Here is an 18,834-nt window from a genome sequence, read left to right as displayed (position 1 = left end):
GGAAGCCACAACACATGACTACCCGTGCCGCGCAACACCAAAGCAACGAGAGCAGCGAGTACAGCATTCTCGACGGCATCATCGCCGAAACCCGTCTGACTCCGAACGACGAAGCCTATGACATCGCCAAGCGCGGTGTATCAGCCTTCATCGAGGAGTTGCTCAAGCCGCAGAACAGTGGCGAGCCGGTCAAGAAGGCTATGGTCGATCGCATGATTGCCGAGATCGATGCCAAGCTCAGCCAGCAGATGGATGAGATTCTCCACCACGAGGACTTCCAGTCGCTGGAGTCTGCCTGGCGGGGGCTGCAGTTGCTGGTGGAGCGCACCAATTTCCGTGAAAACATCAAGATAGAAATCCTCAACGTCTCCAAGCAGGACCTGCTGGACGACTTCGAAGATTCGCCGGAAGTGATGCAGGCCGGTCTTTACAAACACATCTACACCGCTGAGTACGGTCAGTTCGGTGGCCAGCCAGTAGGCGCAATCATCGCCAACTACTTCATGTCGCCCAGCTCTCCCGACGTGAAGTTGATGCAGTACGTCTCCAGCGTTGCCTGCATGTCCCATGCGCCGTTCGTTGCCGCGGCAGGTCCGAACTTCTTCGGCCTGGAAAGCTTCACCGGCCTGCCGGACCTGAAGGATCTGAAGGATCATTTCGAAGGCCCGCAATTTGCCAAGTGGCAGAGCTTTCGCCAATCGGAAGACTCGCGCTACATCGCCCTGACCTTGCCGCGTTTCCTGCTGCGCAATCCCTATGATCCGGAAGAGAACCCGGTCAAGTCCTTCGTCTACAAGGAAACCGTTGCCAACAACCACGAGCACTACCTGTGGGGCAATACCGCGTATGCGTTCGGCACCAAACTGACCGACAGCTTCGCCAAGTTCCGCTGGTGCCCGAACATCATCGGTCCGCAGAGCGGTGGCGCGGTGGAAGACTTGCCGTTGCACCATTTCGAAAGCATGGGCGAAATCGAAACCAAGATCCCGACTGAAGTGCTGGTTTCAGATCGTCGCGAGTACGAATTGGCCGAGGAGGGCTTCATCTCCTTGACCATGCGCAAGGGCAGTGACAACGCAGCGTTCTTCTCTGCCAACTCGGTACAGAAGCCGAAGTTCTTTGGCATCAGCGCCGAAGGCAAGACCGCGGAGCTGAACTACAAGCTCGGTACGCAACTGCCTTACATGATGATCGTCAACCGCCTGGCCCATTACCTCAAAGTGCTGCAGCGTGAACAGCTTGGCTCATGGAAGGAGCGTACCGATCTTGAGCTGGAGCTCAATAAATGGATCCGTCAGTACGTGGCTGACCAGGAAAACCCCAGTGCCGAAGTCCGTGGCCGTCGTCCGCTGCGCGCTGCGCAGATCATCGTCAGCGATGTGGAAGGCGAGCCGGGCTGGTATCGCGTCAGTCTGAACGTACGCCCGCACTTCAAGTACATGGGGGCCGACTTCACGCTTTCTCTGGTTGGCAAGCTGGACAAAGAGTAACCGGGAGTCAGGCCATGAACGGATACGGCAGCCTTTTCGAACGCCTGAGTGCCGAGGCCGGCCAGCGCGTCGGCTGGAGCCGCGAGGTAAGCGCGATGGCATCGGTGGCTGCCCATCTGGGCAAGATGCTCAGCACCCGAGCGGGGAGCGTGCAAACGCTGTCCGACTACGGGTTGCCCGATCTCAACGACATGCGCTTGAGCTTGCACGATGCCCTGAGCCAGGCCCGGTTGGCCATCGAGCATTTCATCGAAGCCTACGAGCCGCGGCTCAGTCAGGTGCGTGTCGTTTCTCTGCCGCGTGATCATGACCCGCTCAAGCTGGCGTTCAGTATTGAAGGCTTGCTTGAGGTGGAAGGGATCAAGCGTCAGGTCAGTTTTTCCGCCTGCCTGGATGGCAGTGGACAGGTCAAGGTCAGTTAAGGAGACGACGATGACAGGAAACCATGCGGTCTGCGCCAGCCGGTCTTTTGACTGCCCAGGCCACGACCTTTGTTGGCGATCCCGTACGCGTCGCGAACACAGCAGGGACCTCTGGCGCGCGGGGTAATGCGGCACGGGTACCGGCAACGCGTTCCACCGAAGTGATCCATGACTCCTACTACCAGGCACTGAGCCCATGTCCTTTAACCACTATTACCAAAGTGAGCTTACCGCGCTGCGCCAGCTGGGCCGTCGCTTCGCCGAGCGCAGTCCGGCCCTGGCCCCCTTTCTCGGGCAGGCCGGACGAGACCCGGATGTGGAGCGCCTGCTCGAAGGGTTTGCGTTTCTGACGGGGCGTCTGCGCCAGAAGCTCGATGATGAGCTGCCCGAGCTGAGCCACTCGCTGATGCATCTGCTGTGGCCGAACTACATGCGGCCATTGCCGGCGTTCAGCATCTTGCAGTTCGACCCCCTGCAGCAGTCCGGACCTGCCCAGCGAATACCGCGAGATACGCCGGTAGAGAGCCAGCCCATCGATGATGTCAGCTGTCGCTTTCGCACCTGCTATCCGACCGAGGTGCTGCCTCTGGACCTGACGGCATTGAGCTACTCGGTCAAGGGCGATGGTGCACTGTTGAGCCTGCGCCTGGAAATGAGTTGCGACGGTCATTTCGGTGAACTGAACCTGCAACGCCTGCGCCTGCACTTGGCCGGTGAGCGCTACATCAGTCAGATGCTTTACCTCAGCCTGCTGCGCAACCTTGAGGGCATCGAACTGGTGCCGCTGGGGGCGGGTGGCGAGCCGCTTGCCGGGGCCAACGGCAGCGGGATGTCCTTCAAGATACCGGGCAACCTTGTACAGCCCGTGGGCTTTGCTGAAGAGGAAGCGCTGATCCCGTACCCGCTGAATACCTTCCGCGGTTATCGCTACTTGCAGGAGTATTTTGCCTTCCAGGACAAGTTTCTGTTCGTCGACCTCAGTGGCCTGGATCTGCTGCAGAGGCTGCCACAAGACGTTCTCCAGCGCATGCACGGCCTGGAGTTGCGCTTCGATATTCGCAACAGTGGGGTACAACGTCTGCGTCCGACCCTGGACAACGTGAAGCTCTACTGCACACCTATCGTCAATCTGTTCAAGCACGATGCCTTGCCGATTCGTCTCGACGGCAAGCAGGACGAGTACCTGCTGCTGCCGGCCAAGTACGAACTGGAACATTGCGGCGTGTTTTCCATTGAAAGCGTCACCGGCTGGAAGCCGGGCGGCCTGGGTTATCAGGCGTATGTACCCTTCGAGTCGTTCGAGCATGATCCGAGTTTCGACGTGCCCCACAGCCGTCCGCACTACAGCATTCGCCAGCGCTCATCACTGCTGCACGACGGCCTCGACACCTACCTGAGCTTCGGTATCCGTCACACCGATGCTCAGGAAACCCTGTCGATCGAGCTGACGTGCACTAACCAGAACCTGCCGCGCCGGCTCAAGCTCGGCGACATCAACCAGTTGTGCGAGGAAACCCCGGAGTTCCTCAGTTTCCGCAATATCACGCCGGTCACGTCGAGCTACGCACCGCCGTTGAACCGCGATTTTTTGTGGAAGCTCATCAGCAACATGTCGCTCAACTATCTGTCGTTGGCCAACGTTGATGCGTTGAAGGTCATCCTCGAAACCTACGACTTGCCACGCTACTACGACCAGCACCTGGAGAAGGTCAGCAAGCGTTTGCTGGGCGGGCTCAAGTCGATTCGTCACGAGCACGTTGATCGCCTGCACCGAGGTCTGCCGCTGCGCGGGTTGCGCACCGAGCTGAGCATCGATCCCCAAGGCTATATCGGTGAAGGCGACCTGTTCGTTTTCGCGTCGGTTCTTAACGAGTTTTTTGCTCTTTACGCCAGTCTCAATTCCTACCACGAGCTGCGGGTAAAAAGTACACAGGGAGAGGTGTACAAATGGGCACCACGCATGGGGCTGCAGCCCCTGCTTTAAGCCGACTGAGCACGGTAATACGAGAGTATTCGCTGTTTCAGGCCGTACTGTTGGTCGTCGATCGCTTGCGCGATGCCCACCCGCACCTGAGCGACGAGGAACTCTACGATCAGCTGGAGTTCCAGGCCAATCCGAGCCTGGGTTTCCCTGGCAGCGATGTCGATCGCGTGGAGTTTTTCGAAGAGTGCGGTCAGATGCGTGCGCGTTTGCGTTTCAACCTGATCGGGTTGTTCGGCGCGGGCTCGCCCTTGCCGGCGTTCTATGGCGAGCAGGCCCTGGGCGATAGCGAAGAGGGCAACCCCACGCGCAACTTCCTCGATCTGTTCCATCACCGCCTGCAACGCCTGATGCTGCCGATCTGGAGTAAATATCGCTACCGCGCCAGCTTCAAGAGCGGTGCCCTGGACCCGTTTTCAGCTCAGTTGTTTGCCTTGATCGGCCTGGGTGGCGAAGACATCCGCAAGGCCCAGGAACTGAATTGGAAACGCTTGCTGCCTTACCTCGGATTGCTCAGCTTGCGCGCCCACTCGGCCGCCCTGATCGAGGCGGTGCTGCGCTATTACTTCAAACACGCCGATCTGGTGATCGAGCAGTGCATCGAGCGCCGGGTAGAGATTCTCGACGAACAGCGCAACTGCCTGGGGCAGGCCAACAGCTTGCTCGGTGAGGACCTGGTACTGGGCGAGCGGGTACGCGACCGCAGCGGCAAGTTTCGCATTCATATCAGTCAGCTCGACTGGCAACGTTTCCACGAGTTCCTGCCGATCGGTTTCGGTTACCAGCCGCTGTGCGCGTTGGTGCGATTCACCCTGCGCGACCCGCTGAACTACGACATTCGCCTGGTGCTGCGCCAGGAGGAAATCCGCGAACTGTGCATCGGCGAACAGAACACCTGTCGTCTGGGGTGGACCAGTTGGCTCGGTCATGAAAAGGCCGACGGCGTGGTGACCTTGGGCAGCAAAATTCATTAAGGACAGATGACCCATGATCAACCTAGACCTGCAACAACTTATCCAGGCACTGGACGCTGAAACCCGCCGCGACCTGGAGCGCTCCGCTGAACGCTGTGTCGCCCGTGGCGGCAACAAGGTGCTGGTCGAAGACCTGCTGCTGGGTTTGCTGGAGCGCCCCCAGGGTTTGCTTGCCCGGGCGTTGCAGGACGCGCAAGTTGATGCCGGCGAGTTGACCGAGGCATTGCAATCGCAAGTCGGCGATAGCGGCTCACGCAGCCCGGTGTTCGCTCCGGAACTGGTGCAGTGGCTGCAGGACGCGTTACTGGTGGCCAATCTTGAACTGGGTCAAAGCCAGGTCGAGCAGGCGGCCTTGATTCTGGCCTTGCTGCGCAACCCGATGCGTTATGCCGGCAGTCGCTACCAGCCGTTGTTGGCGAAACTGGACATCGAACGCCTGAAGGATTTTGCCCTGTCACAACAGGAACGAACCTCCGGCGGCGGGCCGGCGGCAGCGGGGGAGTCGCTGTTGCAGCGCTTCACTCATAACCTCACCCAACAGGCGCGAGACGGCCAACTCGACCCGGTGCTGTGCCGCGATGATGCGATCCGGCAGATGGTCGACATCCTCGCCCGTCGCCGCAAGAACAACCCGATTGTGGTCGGTGAGGCCGGCGTCGGGAAAACCGCAGTCGTCGAAGGCCTGGCCTCGCGCATTGCCGCCGGAGAAGTACCGCCCGTGCTCAAGGACATTGAGCTGCTCTCTCTGGACATGGGGCTGCTGCAAGCGGGCGCCAGCGTCAAAGGTGAATTCGAGCGTCGCCTGAAAGGGGTGATTGACGAGGTCAAAGCCTCGCCCAAGCCGATCATTCTGTTCATCGATGAGGCTCACACCCTGATCGGCGCAGGCGGCAATGCCGGAGGCTCCGATGCGGCCAACCTGCTCAAGCCGGCCCTGGCCCGCGGTGAGCTACGTACCATTGCGGCCACCACCTGGACCGAATACAAAAAATACTTCGAGAAAGATCCGGCCCTGGCCCGCCGTTTCCAACCCGTGCAATTGCACGAACCCACCGTTGCCGAGGCGGTGACCATTCTGCGAGGTCTGGCTCAGGTCTATGAGAAGAGCCACGGTATCTACCTGCGTGATGACGCGGTGGTAGCCGCTGCCGAGCTATCAGCCCGCTACCTCGCCGGACGTCAGTTGCCGGACAAGGCTGTCGATGTCCTCGACACCGCCTGTGCCCGGGTTCGCATCAGCCTTGCGGCGGCCCCTGAGCGTCTGGAGCGTCTGCGGGGCGAGAGCGCTGAAGGGCGGCGTCAGTGCCAGGCGCTGCGGCGCGATGCCGAAGCCGGATTGAAGATCGACCAGGAGGCCCTGGACAGCCTGGAAGCGCGACTGGCCGAAGCCGCAGAGCAACAGCAGGCCCTGGAAACACTCTGGCACGAGCAACGCACATTGGCCGAGCGCGTGCTGCAGTTGCGCGTGCAATTGGCCAAGGCCCGTGACGCCAGCATCCTGCGCTCGACACCGGAGAACGAAGGCTCGCCGGATGCAAGCCTGGAGACTGATGTGCAAAGCGGACCTGGCGTGGGGGAGCTGGAGTCGGCACTCAACGACACCCATCGCGCCCTGAGCGACGCGCAAGCCCGGGAGCGGCTGGTCAGTTTCGAGGTCTGTCCACGCCTGGTGGCTGAAGTCATCAGCGCCTGGACCGGTGTACCGCTGGCGCAACTGGCCCGTGAGCACAACGCCAAGGTGGCGAGTTTTGCCACTGACCTGAGTGCCCGTATTCGCGGTCAGGACCAGGCGGTGCAGGTTCTGGATCGTTCCATGCGTGCCGTGGCCGCAGGCCTGAACAAACCGGACGCGCCGGTCGGGGTATTTCTCCTGGTGGGCCCCAGCGGTGTGGGCAAGACCGAAACCGCCCTGGCCCTGGCAGACCTGCTGTATGGCGGTGAGCGTTTCATCACCACCATCAACATGTCCGAGTTCCAGGAGAAACACACTGTTTCGCGCTTGATCGGCGCTCCGCCGGGTTATGTCGGCTATGGCGAAGGCGGCATGCTTACCGAAGCGGTGCGGCAAAAACCGTACTCCGTGGTGCTGCTCGATGAAGTCGAGAAAGCCGATCCGGATGTGCTCAACCTGTTCTATCAGATCTTCGACAAGGGCGTGGCCAACGATGGCGAGGGGCGTGAGATCGATTTTCGCAACACGCTGATACTGATGACTTCGAACCTGGGCAGCGAGCGGATCAGTGCGCTGTGCGAGAACGCCGAGCGCCCAAGCGTCGACACCCTGGAACAGACAATCCGTCCGGTATTGAACACGCATTTCAAACCGGCGCTGCTGGCACGTATGCGCGTGGTGCCTTACTACCCGGTGAGTGGCCCGGTGCTGCGTGAACTGATCGAAATCAAGCTGGGGCGGCTGGGTGAGCGGCTGAACGCTCGGCAGCTGGATTTCAACCATTGCCAGGCGCTGGTCGATCACTTGGCCGAACGCTGCACTCAGAGCGAAAGCGGTGCGCGCCTGATTGACTACTTGCTCGACCTGCACGTCCTGCCGTTGGTGGCCGACCGCCTGCTGGCGGCCATGGCCAGCGGCGAGAACCTCAAACGTGTGTACGCAACGCTCGATAGCAGCGGTGGCGTGGCCTGTGAGTTCGCCTGAGGTGGGCATCATGTTCACCCGGGTGCCGCAACCGCTGGTCTATGCAGAGGCGCTGCTGGCGCAGTTTTCCGGCCTCTCGCGGGCCTCGGAAGGCTCTGCGTTGCTTGAAGACTTTGTGCGGGGGGCAGCGCAGCTCAGTGGTTGTGAACTGAGCCAGCTGTACCTGCTCGATGCCACCCATAGCTGTCTGCAACTGCGCGCCGAATGCCTCGGCGGCCTTGTGCAACCGCGGGAAGTGATCAACCTGCCGAGCGATTACAGCGGTGAGCAATTGCTGCAGTTCGCCCTGTGCCAGAACCGGGTGGTGAGCCTGGTGGGCCTGAACCACAGCCTCCACGACACCAGCTTCCTGCCCGTGCGCAGCATCGCGTGGCAGTCACTGTTATGCGTACCGCTGGTCAACTCGCGCAAGGCTGTCCAAGGCTTGCTGCTGTGTGCCAGCGCGGAACAGGAAGACCTGCAAGCCTTTGCCCAGTCGTTGGGCCAGCTGGGGGCGTTTGTCCTTGGGCAATGGGCGTTGCTCCAGCGTTTGCACCTCCCCGCGGGCGAGCAGGCGCCGCTCCTCCATCCCGAGGTCATCACCAGCGGCTATGGCCTGATCGGCACCAGTACGGTGATGCGCCAGACCTATCAATTGATCAGCAAGGTACTGCACAGCCCTTACACGGTGTTGCTGCGTGGCGAAACCGGCACCGGCAAGGAAGTGGTGGCGCGCGCCATTCATGATTACGGCCCGCGTCGTTCCCAGGCATTTGTGGTGCAAAACTGCGCGGCGTTCCCGGAAAACCTGCTGGAAAGTGAGTTGTTCGGTTATCGCAAGGGTGCATTCACGGGCGCTGACCGCGATCGCCCCGGGCTGTTTGATGCGGCCAATGGCGGCACGCTGTTGCTGGACGAAATCGGTGACATGCCGCTGTCCCTGCAAGCCAAGTTGCTCCGGGTGCTGCAGGACGGCGAGATCCGCCCGCTGGGCTCCAACGACACGCATACCATCGACGTGCGCATCATCGCCGCCACCCACCGCGATCTGGCGGCGCTGGTTGGCGAAGGCAAGTTCCGTGAGGACCTGTATTACCGTCTGGCTCAGTTCCCGATCGAGTTACCGGCATTGCGCCAGCGTGAGGATGACATCCTCGACCTGGCCCGGCATTTCGCCGACAAGGCCTGTGCCTTCCTGCAACGGGACCCGGTGAGCTGGTCGCCGGCGGCCCTCAATCATCTGTCCGGTTACGCCTTTCCAGGCAACGTGCGCGAGCTCAAGGGGCTGGTGGAGCGTGCGGTGCTGCTCTGTGAAGGCGGTGAGCTCATGGTCGAGCATTTCTCCCTGAACATCGAGGTCATGCCTGAAGCGGTGGGCCTGAACCTGCGCGAGCAACTGGAGAACGTCGAGCGCCAGCTGTTGCTCGATTGCCTGCGCAAGAACGACGGCAATCAGACCCTGGCGGCCCGGGAATTGGGATTGCCCCGTCGCACGCTGCTGTACCGCCTGGGGCGCCTGAATATCAATCTTGGCGACTTTGAGGCCTAGCGAGACATGGAGCCTTGGCTGGTTTTTCGTACTTCTCGGCGTGCCTGCAAGGGAAGGCGTTTTGTGCACTGTCTACCTATGGAGACCTTCTGATGTCTGTTCGTCACTGGCAAGCCGTCCTTTTGAGCCTTTTTGTTCTGGTTGGCCTCGGCGCCTGCAGCGGCAATTACAAATTCAACGACGACACCTATCGCCCGCTGGGTGATCCGCAGGCGGTCAATCGCGGCAAGTGAGCGCAAGGAGCATCACCATGGAACTGGTTTTTGAAATGCTGAATGCCAAGCAATTCGTGCCGGCGGACTTGAGCAGCAAAACCTTCAGGCGGGCCGGTGGTGTCATCGGCCGGGGAGAGGATTGCGAGTGGAAGATTCCGGATAGCAACCGTCATCTGTCCAACCATCATGCGCTGGTCAGTTATCGTGATGGCCAGTTTTTCCTCACCGATACCAGCAGCAACGGTATCCAGGACCGTGGCAGTGGCGCGCGTCTGCGCAAGGGCGAGGCCCAGCGTATCGAGCAGGGCAGTGTCTACGTGCTGGGGGATTTCGAGATCCGTGCGCGCCTGGTGCAAGCCCCGGAAGCCTTCGCCGTTGAAGCCGGTCGTCCACAGGCGGCCGGCAGCATCATTCCGGATAACGCATTCTTTGATCTTGACCCGCTTACTGCATTGGACCAGCAGGAGCACAGTGGGGCAGAGCTTGACGAGCTGAGCGCGCTCGAGGTGCCGCACCAGGAACCTGGGCAGCGAGCCGATTATGCCCGCATCGATAGGGAGTGCTTGTTGGTGCCGGAACTGGTGGCGCCCCCCGAGCCGCTGGCGCTCCCCGAGCCCAAGGCGCCGGCGTGTCAGAGTGACGCTTTCTGGGCGCGTTTCGGTGCGGTCCTGGGGGTGGATCTGCAGGCGCTCGATAACGATCAGCGTGAAGCCTTGGCGGTCAATGTCGCGGGCCTGTTCAAGCAAAGCATTGGCGGCTTGCAGCAGAGCCTGCGCACCCGCAGCGAACTGAAAAACGAGTTGCGCCTGGCCCTCACCACGGCCCAGGGCAACAGTCAGAACCCGCTCAAGTTCGCCGTGGATTGCGAAGCGGTGCTGGGCATCCTGCTGCTGGATCACAAGCCAGGGCAACTGTCCGCCGAGCAGGCGATCTCCCGTGCCTTTCGCGACCTGCAGGCGCATCAGGTGGCGTTGCTCAGCGCCAGCCGCGCCGCAGTGCGTAGCACCCTCGAACACTTTTCGCCGCAACAGCTGACCCTGCGTTTCGAGCGCGATGGCCAGCAACCGTTGCTGGTGACTTCCGGTAGCCGTTGGCGAGCGTATCGCCGCTATCACCAGGCGCTGTGCCAGGACGATGACTGGAACGAGCGCCTGTTGGCGCGGGATTTCGCTCAGGCCTATGAAGAACAGATCCGCCTGATCTCCACCCTCCACCTCGATGATCAAGGATGACCTGCATGTCTCGCCGTACCCACCCATTACTCAAGGCCCTGACGGTGCTCATGGCCCTGGCGCTGTTGACTGGCTGCGCATCGATGTCGCCGTATTCGACCCTGACCAAGTTGAACCTGAAGCTGAGCGCCAGCGATCGGCTCAACCCCGACCTCAATGGGCGCCCGTCGCCGATCGTGGTGCGATTGATGGAGCTCAAGCATCCGGTCGCATTCGAGAACGCCGATTTTTTCAGTCTCTACGAGCGTGCCAGGGAATCCCTGGCGCCGGATCTTGTGGCCAGTGAAGAGCTGGAGTTGCGACCGGGCGAAAGCCTCGATGTCAAGTTGCGCGTCGAAGACGGGAGCCGTTTCGTCGGCGTGCTTGCGGCCTATCGCGATTTGCCGGAAAGCCAGTGGCGCTATGTGGTGCAGCTCACCCCGCAGGAGGTGACCGAGGTCGGCCTGATCCTCGACCAGTCCGGCATCCGCAACAGCAACGATGTGCTCACCCACGCGGATGACAACTCATGAACGTGCATAAAATCATTTGGCAGGAAGGCATGTTGCTGCGGCCTCAACATTTCCAGCACAACGATCGTTACTACGATTACCAGATGAAAACCCGTACCCAGTTGCTGAGTAGTTACAGTTGGGGATTTCTGGCGCTGGAGATCGATCTGCAGTTTCTCAACATGGGCAAGCTGGTGATCAGCCGAGCCTCCGGTATCTTGCCGGATGGCAGCCTGTTCGAGCTGGGGGACGATACCGAGCCGCTGGCCCTGGATGTGCCGCCCAATACGGCGAGTACCCCGGTTTACCTGGCCTTGCCGCTGGTCACGGGCAACCACATCGAGTCACGGCGCCCGGAGCAGTCCGACGTGCTGGCGCGCTACACCACCTACGAGGCACAAATCGCCGATTCCAACGCCGGTGATGATTCCAGCAGCCAGCTCAGTTGTGCCCGTCCGGACTTCCGTCTGCTACTGGGCGAGCAGCAGAGCGAGCAAGCCTATGTGAAGTTGAAAATCTGCGAAGTGATGGATGCCACCTCCGATGGCGTGATCAGCCTCGATCCGGATTTTGTGCCGACCTTCCTGCACACCCATGCCAGCGCCTATCTGCTCTCGTGCCTGAAAGAAATCATCAGCATGCTCAGCCATCGGGGGGACACCATCGCCGAGCGGATTCGCTCCAACGGCAAGGTTGGTGGCGCCGAGGTGGGCGACTTCATGATGCTGCAGTTGATCAACCGTACCGAACTGCTGTTGCGGCATTACCTGGATCTTGAGCATGTCCATCCGGAGGAGCTCTATCGTTCGCTGCTGGTGATGCTCGGGGAACTGGCGACTTTCGCCAGTGACAGCAAACGCCCACGGCTGGACAGCCGCTATCAGCACAGCGACCAGGGGGCGAGCTTTCGCAAATTGATGGACGCCATTCGCCAGGTGCTGTCGATGGTGCTCGAGCAGCATGCCATCGAGCTGGTGCTGCAAGCCCGCCAATACGGCGTGCTGGTGTCGCCGCTGCATGACCACAAGCTGCTGGAGTCGGCCTCGTTCGTGCTCGCGGCCAGTGCCAACTGCGACTCCGAAGAATTGCGTCATCGCTTGCCGGCGCACCTCAAGGTCGGGCCGGTGGAAAGCATTCGGCAACTGGTCAACCTGCACCTGCCGGGGATCAAGGTCCGGCCCTTGCCGGTGGCTCCGCGACAGATCGCATTCCACTCCAACAAGACCTATTTCATCCTCGACCTCAGTCCCGAGGACTTGGCGCAACTGGAACGTTCGGGAGGTTTCGCCTTCCATGTCTCCGGTGAGTTCGCCGAGCTTGAACTGAAATTCTGGGCCATCAGGAACTGACCGACATGATCAAGGATCTGGAACACCCTCAGGACGATAAAACCGTTTTGCTTGACCGTCATGGGCATGGTCCGGCACGCAACCCGCTGACCGACTTCGCCGAACCACCGCGTTTCGAGCAACTTGAGGAACGGATGATCTATGCCGCGCGCCTGGGCCCTGCGCAATCCTTCAGTGTCAGCCTCAACCCGCTGGTGGCGGCGGCGTCCGAGTTGCTGTCGGAAGTGGTTCGCCTCAAGCACAGCAAGTCTGCCGAAGACTTGCGTGCGCTCAATACGCGTCTGAGTGCCGGCCTCAAGCAGTTCGACGCGCGGGCCCAGCAGGACGGTGCGCAGAGCAGCCAGGTGATGGCCGCACGTTATGTGCTGTGTACGGTGGTCGACGAAGCGGTGGTGAGCACCTCCTGGGGCAATGAAAGCGAATGGTCGCAAATGAGTCTGCTCAGCAGCTTTCACAACGAAACCTTCGGTGGCGAAAAGTTCTTCCAACTGCTGGATCGACTGTCGAAGAACCCGGTCAAGCATTTGCCGATGCTGGAACTGATGTACCTGTGCCTGGCGTTGGGTTTCGAGGGCAAGTACCGGGTCATTCCCCGCGGCGTGCTCGAACTCGAGGGTATCCGCGACGCGTTGTACCGGCAGATCCGCCAGCTGCGTGGCGATGTGCCTCGTGAACTGTCGCCACATTGGGAAGGGCTCCGCGATCAGCGTCGCAGCCTGGTACGCATCGTACCGGGGTGGATGGTCGCGCTGTTCACCGTGGTGTGTCTGCTGGTGATGTACTCAGGATTCGCCTGGGTGCTTGGCCAGCAGCGCGAAAGTCTGTTGCAGACGTATCAGCCGCTTGACCCGGTGGTGGTCCAGCCCCAGCAGTAAGACAGGGACGTGTGATGAATAACTTCTTCAAGAAAACCGGCGCCTTCCTGCGCCAGACCTGGGTCTGGACGTTGCTGTTGGTGCTGAGTGTGGCATTGCTGGTGTGGTTCGTCGGGCCGCTACTGGCGGTCAACGACTATAAGTTCTGGGCCAGCGCAACCTCGCGCCTGCTAACCATTAGCGCGCTGTTTCTGATGTGGGGCCTGACGATGGTCTTTGTCAGTTGGCGCTCCGGCGTTCGCAAGAAAGCCGTCGAGGACAGCGAGGCCGGACAAGAGCGCATGCAGCGTGACGAGTTGATCGACCAGGAGCACAAAGAGCTCTTTGAGCGCTTCAAGGAGGCGCTGCGCACCCTCAAGACCTCAAGCCTGTACCGCGGTCGCAGCGAGCGTTGGCGCAGTGATCTGCCCTGGTACCTGTTGCTCGGTCCACAAGGCAGCGGCAAGACCAGCCTGCTGGACTTTTCGGGCCTGGAATTTCCACTCAACAAAATGGGCCGCAAGCTGACCCGCGACACCAGCGGCACACGTCACTGCGACTGGTACTTCGCCGAACATGGCGTACTGATCGACACGGCCGGCCGCTACCTGAGCCAAGGCGCTGCCGACGTCGACGCCAGTGCCTGGAACACCTTGCTGGGTCTGTTGCGCAAGCGTCGTCGCGGCCGCCCGCTCAATGGCGTGCTGGTGACCGTTCCGGTGGAGGCACTGCTGAGCGTCGACGAGCAGGAGCTGGACACCCTGGCGCATCAGGTTCGCGTGCGCCTGCAGGATATTCATCAGAAGTTGCACGTCGATGTTCCGGTCTATCTGGTGCTCAGCAAGGCCGACCAACTGTCGGGGTTCGACGAGTTCTTTGACCAGATGAGCCGCGAGGAAAGCGATCAGGTACTCGGCGCCAGTTTTAGCAAGGAACAAAGCGGCACCGATGTGGCGGTACTTCGCCAGGAGTTCGAGGAGTTGCTGCGGCGCTTGAACAGCCAGGTGATCATGCGCATGCACCAGGAGCGAGACACCCAGCGTCGCGGGCGCATTCTCGACTTCCCGCACCAACTGGGACAGATCGGTGAGCGCCTGTGCCTGTTCGTCGACATGGCATTCACCGGCAACCGCTATCAGCGCCCCAGTCAACTGCGGGGCTTCTACCTGACCAGTGCGCCGCACCTGGTTGAAGAGCTCGATCAAGACACGGCCAGTATCGGTGCAACCCTGGGCATGTCGGCCGCCGTCCTGCCGACCCTGCGCAGCGGTCGCTCGCGCTTTATTCACCACCTGTTGAGCCGGGTGATTTTTCCCGAGGCCGACCTGGCCGGCCTCGACCAGCGGGAGCGCCGACGCATTCACTGGGGCCAGCGTGCCCTGTACGTGGGCGCCCTGGCGGCCTTGGCGGTGTTTGGCATGCTGTGGGCGGGGAGCTTTTCGGCCAACCACGGGCGCCTGGAGCAACTGCGTTCACTGGCACAGACCTGGAGTGAGCAACGCGCGGCCCTGAGTGCGCGGGATGACGCGCAGGCCCTGCTCAAACCCCTCGACACCCGCTTTGCGGCCACCCAGGTCTTTGCGCCTCAGGGTGAGGTGCCGCTGCATGAGCGTGTCGGACTGTATCAAGGCGAGGCCAGCCGTCCGGTGCTCGTGCGTGCCTATGAGCGTGAGTTGCAGGAGCAACTGCTGCCCAGGGTTGCGCAGATGCTCGAAGGGCAGGTTCGCGCCAACATGCGCGATCGCGAACGCCTGCTCAACAGCTTGCGCGCCTATCTGATGCTGAACCTGCAGGACCGTCGTGATCCCTCCTTGCTCAAGGACTGGGTGGCGCGAGAATGGTCGAGCCGCTACGCCGGCAACAGCGCCTTGCAGAACGGTCTGAATGGGCACTTCGAACGCCTGCTTGAATTGCCGTTCAGTTATCCGCTCAACGACGCACTGGTGAGCCAGGCCCGCCAGGTGTTGCGCAGTGAGTCGTTGGCCAATGTGGTCTACCGAGTGTTGCGCGAACAGGCTCGCAGCTTGCCGCAATACCGTCTGAGCCAGCACCTGGGGCCACAAGGCAGTCTGTTTGTCGGCACTGACTATGTGATCCCCGGTTTTTATACCCAGCAGGGTTATCAGCAGTATTTTTCGATCCAGGGCACAGCGCTGGTCACCGATATCCTGCGTGACAACTGGGTGCTGGGCGAAGGCTCGGGAATCAGTGGCATGGATCTGCGTCGGCTGATGGTCGAGCTGGAGCAACTGTACTTTCGCGACTATGCCAACCACTGGAGTGAAGCCCTGGGCCGGGTCAGCCTGCCGCCGTTCCACGAAGCCGGTGATGGGGCCGAACAACTGGCCGGTCTGACCGCGGCCAACTCGCCGCTCTTGCAATTGCTGGTGGAGATACGGGAGAACACCCGCTTCCAGAGCATGGTCGAGGCTGCCGACGAGGTGGCGGTGCAGGCAGGCAAGGCGGAGCAGGGGGATGTACAGCCGGATGTGCCGGGCAAGGGACTGGTCGCCGCAGCGGGGAAGGCCCGGCAGGCCCTCGCCAAGAGCCTGCCGGATACGGCAAAGAAGGCGCTGCAACGTCGCTTCGAACCCCTGCACCGGTTGCTGGATGACAACAACGGCCCGGCGGCGGACCTGACCCCGGCGTTGCTGGCACTCAACGACCTGCAGCTGCAGTTGTCCAGCCTGGCGCGGTCCAGCCAGCCTGATCAGGCCGCGTTTGAAATGGCCAAGGCGCGCATGAGCGGCCAGCGCGATGCCCTGAGCAGCCTGCGCAATGCCTCGGTGCGCCTGCCGCGTCCGGTGAGCCTGTGGTTCAACACGCTGGCCGAGGACGCCTGGCGCCTGGTGCTCAACGATTCGTACCAGTACCTCAACCAGCGATACCAGAGCGAGCTGTACAGCTTCTACGGTAAGGCGATCAGCAAGCGCTATCCGTTCAACGCTCACAGCACCAGCGATGTGGCCGTCAACGATTTTCGCGAGTTCTTCAAGGCTCAGGGCATCGCCGACCGCTTCTTCGACACCTACATACGACCCTTCGTCAGTGGTGATCCGGGTAGCTACCGCCTGCGCAACATCGACGGCCAAAGCCTGCCAATCAACAAGGCCTACCTTGAGCAGATGGTCGCCGCGCAAGTGATTCGCCAGGGATTCTTCGCAGAGAACCCGGCCGAGCCCCAGGTGCAGTTCAGGCTAGAGCCCTACACCCTCGATCCGGCCGTGAGTCGCGCCGAGTTCCGTTTTGGCAACCGGCAACTGGAATACCGGCACGGCCCCATTGTGCCGATGTCCTTCAAGTGGCCTAGCGATGCTGATGAGGGCCGTGCCAGCCTGGTCTTGGACAAGATGGTCGGCCGGCCGATCGGTATCGAGAAGAACACCGGGCCCTGGTCGTTGTTCCGCCTGCTGGACCTGATGCAGACCGAGTACCTGACCGGTCGCGATGTGCTGGTGCTCAAGGCCGAGCTGGGTGGCTTGCGTGCCAACTATCTGCTGCTGAGCCAGCGCACGCCGAATCCGTTCGACATGGGCGTGCTGCGGTCCTTCCGTATGCCGGCGCAGCTCTGATGTCGGTTGCCAGTACTTGGCGCAGCGCCGCGCGCACCGATCCGGGTAAGGTGCGGCGGCGCAATGAGGATGCCTTTCTCGATTGCCCGGAGCAGGGGCTCTGGGTGGTCGCCGATGGCATGGGCGGCCACCAGTGCGGTGATGTTGCCAGCCAGCTGATTGTCGCCAGTCTGGCGGAGCTGTCGCTGCATGACAGTTTCGATGGACGGCTCAATGAGTTGCGCCAATGCCTGCACTGGCTCAACCGGCGCCTTGGCCAGGAGTTGACGGTCAGTGCGGGGCGGCATGACAGCATTGTTGGCAGTACCGTGGTGGCGCTGCTGCTGCAAGGCAACCGCGCGGCCTGTATCTGGGCCGGTGACAGCCGCTGTTATCTATGGCGTGGGCAGTGCCTGTATCAACTGTCCAAGGATCACTCGCTGATGCAGCAGTTGGTGGACGAACAACGGATGAGTCCGGAGCAGGCCAGTGCCCATCCCGATGCCAATGCCCTGACTCGCGCGGTGGGCGCCAGCGAGCGGTTGGCCCTGGATGTGCTGGAGTTCGAGGTCTATGCGGGCGATGTTTTCCTGCTGTGCAGCGATGGTCTTTATCAAGGGCTGACCGGGGATGCCTTGGGCCGGGCCCTGAGCCTGGCGTCGCCCCGGGTTGCCCTGGAGCGCCTGTTTGAAGGGGCATTGCGCGGCGCAGCCAGAGACAACCTGACGGCCGTGGTGATCCGCCAATGACGGATATGAAGCCCGATATGCAGCGCATCCTGGCCAGCGAGGCTGAGGCCGGCAACCAGACCTACTTTGCCTTCGTCAAACCCCAACCCGCTGCGCCTGCCGTGGCGCGCCCCAGAGGCAAGGGTCGACACCGGGGCAGAAAGCGTCGCAAAGCCAAACCTGCGGAGTCGGCGCCGCTAGGCACGCTGCCGGTATTGCTGGCGGGTCGCTATCGTCTTGAGCGGCTGCTCGGTGCTGGAGGCATGGGCACGGTTTATCGCGCGCGTGACCTGCTGCACGAACAGTTTGGCGACCCCGATCCCTACATCGCACTCAAGGTGTTGAGCGAGGAGTTTTCCGAGTCGCCGGATGCGGGCCTGGTGCTTTATAGCGAGTTCGCTCTGACGCGACGATTGCGCCACCCGAACATCGTGCGTTTGCACAGCTTTGAAGTGGATGCCCAATGCCAGTGTGCGTTCATCACCATGGAGCTGATGCGCGGGCTGACGCTGGACAAGCTGCTCTGCGAGCACCCGACGGGCCTGCCGTGGATAGCCTTGCAGGAGGTAGTCGTGCCGCTGCTCGATGCCCTGGCCTACAGCCACGGACGCGGCGTGCTGCATGGGGATCTGAAGCCGAGCAACGTGATGCTCGGCGAAGAGGGCGTGCGCCTGTTCGACTTCGGCCTGGGTCAGGCCGCAGCAGGTGTCTTGCCCGGCCTGCCTCACTTGAGCCGCAGTCGCTTCAATGCCTGGACGCTGGGCTACGCTGCCCCGGAATTGCTGGAGGGCGGTGTTCTGTCGGCCGCTGCCGATCTGTACGCCGTCGCTTGCGTGATCTTTGAACTGGCCTGTGGCAAGCATCCCTTCCGCGGCTTGCCGTCGACCCGGGCGCGTGATGAGCGACTGGAGCGCACGCTGCAGGCGCCAAAGCATCTTCCCGGGCATTGCTGGCCCGCCCTGCGATCGGCGCTGGCCTTCAATGTGGAGGAACGCCGCGGCGGCCTTCAGGCCCTGCGTGAGGCGATGGGTACGCAACCGTCCTGGATGTCGCGCTGGATGTCGCGCTGCAGAAGATAGTCCGTGAGCGGGGAGGGTTCCGGTCTTTTTCGTCGGGCTCGGAAGGCCAATGGTTCTCTAAGTGGAGATGTGTGTCATGCGTCAAAAGGATTTGAAGTTCACGTTTTCCGTGCTGACCGCGCAGGTGGCGTTCGAGGTGATCGAGTTCACCCTGGAAGAAGCCTTGTCCGAGCCTTTTCGCCTGACGCTCGAGCTGGCCAGCGACAACGGTGCTATCGACTTCGGCCAGATCCTCGACCAGCCGGCCTTGCTGACGATCTGGCAAGGCGGCCTGCAGGTGCGGC

15 protein-coding genes are annotated in these 18,834 nt (G+C 61.6%); all 15 read left to right on the top strand.

What is annotated here, in order from left to right:
• The first annotated feature begins 14 nt into the window (after window positions 1-14).
• The gene (tssC, locus tag FW796_RS16870) at window positions 15-1,490 is read left to right on the top strand and encodes a type VI secretion system contractile sheath large subunit (protein WP_053152386.1); all 1,476 of its coding nucleotides are present in this window, start codon (window positions 15-17) and stop codon (window positions 1,488-1,490) included.
• Window positions 1,491-1,504: 14 nt separating this feature from the next.
• Window positions 1,505-1,912: a type VI secretion system baseplate subunit TssE gene (gene tssE / locus FW796_RS16865; RefSeq protein ID WP_404937150.1), complete on the top strand. Its 408-nt coding sequence runs from the start codon at window positions 1,505-1,507 to the stop codon at window positions 1,910-1,912.
• 196 nt (window positions 1,913-2,108) lie between these two features.
• Window positions 2,109-3,896 (top strand): type VI secretion system baseplate subunit TssF, encoded by a 1,788-nt coding sequence (tssF, locus tag FW796_RS16860; RefSeq protein ID WP_053152382.1) that lies wholly within the window; start codon window positions 2,109-2,111, stop codon window positions 3,894-3,896.
• Complete coding sequence (tssG, locus tag FW796_RS16855) at window positions 3,860-4,867, top strand: type VI secretion system baseplate subunit TssG (protein ID WP_053152380.1); 1,008 nt, start codon at window positions 3,860-3,862, stop codon at window positions 4,865-4,867. Before tssF ends, tssG begins: the two co-directional genes overlap by 37 nt.
• 13 nt (window positions 4,868-4,880) lie before the next feature.
• A complete protein-coding gene (gene tssH, locus FW796_RS16850; protein WP_446439606.1) occupies window positions 4,881-7,523 on the top strand; it encodes a type VI secretion system ATPase TssH in 2,643 nt (880 codons plus the stop codon).
• A gap of 10 nt (window positions 7,524-7,533) precedes the next feature.
• Window positions 7,534-9,051, top strand: coding sequence for a sigma 54-interacting transcriptional regulator (locus FW796_RS16845; RefSeq protein ID WP_446439825.1), 1,518 nt, complete (start codon window positions 7,534-7,536; stop codon window positions 9,049-9,051).
• A 92-nt stretch (window positions 9,052-9,143) separates the two neighbouring features.
• Complete coding sequence (locus FW796_RS16840; protein WP_053152375.1) at window positions 9,144-9,284, top strand: hypothetical protein; 141 nt, start codon at window positions 9,144-9,146, stop codon at window positions 9,282-9,284.
• A 17-nt stretch (window positions 9,285-9,301) separates the two neighbouring features.
• A complete protein-coding gene (tagH, locus tag FW796_RS16835; RefSeq protein WP_446439605.1) occupies window positions 9,302-10,498 on the top strand; it encodes a type VI secretion system-associated FHA domain protein TagH in 1,197 nt (398 codons plus the stop codon).
• Between the two features lie 5 nt (window positions 10,499-10,503).
• Window positions 10,504-11,010 carry a type VI secretion system lipoprotein TssJ gene (gene tssJ, locus FW796_RS16830; RefSeq protein WP_346636249.1) on the top strand — a complete coding sequence of 169 codons (507 nt, stop codon included), beginning with the start codon at window positions 10,504-10,506 and terminating at the stop codon, window positions 11,008-11,010.
• Window positions 11,007-12,338, top strand: a complete 1,332-nt coding sequence (gene tssK / locus FW796_RS16825; protein ID WP_446439604.1) for a type VI secretion system baseplate subunit TssK — start codon at window positions 11,007-11,009, stop codon at window positions 12,336-12,338. The genes tssJ and tssK overlap by 4 nt, the downstream gene beginning before the upstream one ends.
• A gap of 5 nt (window positions 12,339-12,343) precedes the next feature.
• On the top strand, window positions 12,344-13,213 hold the full coding sequence (gene icmH / locus FW796_RS16820) for a type IVB secretion system protein IcmH/DotU (RefSeq protein ID WP_265577188.1): 870 nt from the start codon (window positions 12,344-12,346) through the stop codon (window positions 13,211-13,213).
• Between the two features lie 14 nt (window positions 13,214-13,227).
• A complete protein-coding gene (gene tssM, locus FW796_RS16815; protein ID WP_446439603.1) occupies window positions 13,228-16,764 on the top strand; it encodes a type VI secretion system membrane subunit TssM in 3,537 nt (1,178 codons plus the stop codon).
• Window positions 16,764-17,492 (top strand): PP2C family protein-serine/threonine phosphatase, encoded by a 729-nt coding sequence (locus FW796_RS16810; RefSeq protein WP_210671710.1) that lies wholly within the window; start codon window positions 16,764-16,766, stop codon window positions 17,490-17,492. The genes tssM and FW796_RS16810 overlap by 1 nt, the downstream gene beginning before the upstream one ends.
• Window positions 17,489-18,550 carry a serine/threonine-protein kinase gene (locus FW796_RS16805; RefSeq protein WP_346636252.1) on the top strand — a complete coding sequence of 354 codons (1,062 nt, stop codon included), beginning with the start codon at window positions 17,489-17,491 and terminating at the stop codon, window positions 18,548-18,550. Before FW796_RS16810 ends, FW796_RS16805 begins: the two co-directional genes overlap by 4 nt.
• A 76-nt stretch (window positions 18,551-18,626) precedes the next feature.
• On the top strand, window positions 18,627-18,834 hold a 208-nt coding region (locus FW796_RS16800), incomplete at its 3' end, for a hypothetical protein (protein ID WP_446439602.1).

Source organism: Pseudomonas sp. 910_21 (assembly GCF_052850735.1).
The sequence above is the reverse complement of the archived record's forward strand: the minus strand, read 5'-3'. Positions and strand labels throughout refer to the sequence as shown.

What these genes read in the sequence shown, in the direction of transcription:
- tssJ (WP_346636249.1), top strand. Translation starts at nt 10,504, where the DNA reads ATGTCTCGCCGTACCCACCCATTACTCAAGGCCCTGACGGTGCTCATG.
- FW796_RS16845 (WP_446439825.1), top strand. Translation starts at nt 7,534, where the DNA reads ATGTTCACCCGGGTGCCGCAACCGCTGGTCTATGCAGAGGCGCTGCTG.
- tssC (WP_053152386.1), top strand. Translation starts at nt 15, where the DNA reads ATGACTACCCGTGCCGCGCAACACCAAAGCAACGAGAGCAGCGAGTAC.
- tssM (WP_446439603.1), top strand. Translation starts at nt 13,228, where the DNA reads ATGAATAACTTCTTCAAGAAAACCGGCGCCTTCCTGCGCCAGACCTGG.
- tssF (WP_053152382.1), top strand. Translation starts at nt 2,109, where the DNA reads ATGTCCTTTAACCACTATTACCAAAGTGAGCTTACCGCGCTGCGCCAG.
- tssH (WP_446439606.1), top strand. Translation starts at nt 4,881, where the DNA reads ATGATCAACCTAGACCTGCAACAACTTATCCAGGCACTGGACGCTGAA.
- FW796_RS16840 (WP_053152375.1), top strand. Translation starts at nt 9,144, where the DNA reads ATGTCTGTTCGTCACTGGCAAGCCGTCCTTTTGAGCCTTTTTGTTCTG.
- tssE (WP_404937150.1), top strand. Translation starts at nt 1,505, where the DNA reads ATGAACGGATACGGCAGCCTTTTCGAACGCCTGAGTGCCGAGGCCGGC.
- FW796_RS16805 (WP_346636252.1), top strand. Translation starts at nt 17,489, where the DNA reads ATGACGGATATGAAGCCCGATATGCAGCGCATCCTGGCCAGCGAGGCT.
- tssK (WP_446439604.1), top strand. Translation starts at nt 11,007, where the DNA reads ATGAACGTGCATAAAATCATTTGGCAGGAAGGCATGTTGCTGCGGCCT.
- tssG (WP_053152380.1), top strand. Translation starts at nt 3,860, where the DNA reads ATGGGCACCACGCATGGGGCTGCAGCCCCTGCTTTAAGCCGACTGAGC.
- tagH (WP_446439605.1), top strand. Translation starts at nt 9,302, where the DNA reads ATGGAACTGGTTTTTGAAATGCTGAATGCCAAGCAATTCGTGCCGGCG.
- icmH (WP_265577188.1), top strand. Translation starts at nt 12,344, where the DNA reads ATGATCAAGGATCTGGAACACCCTCAGGACGATAAAACCGTTTTGCTT.
- FW796_RS16810 (WP_210671710.1), top strand. Translation starts at nt 16,764, where the DNA reads ATGTCGGTTGCCAGTACTTGGCGCAGCGCCGCGCGCACCGATCCGGGT.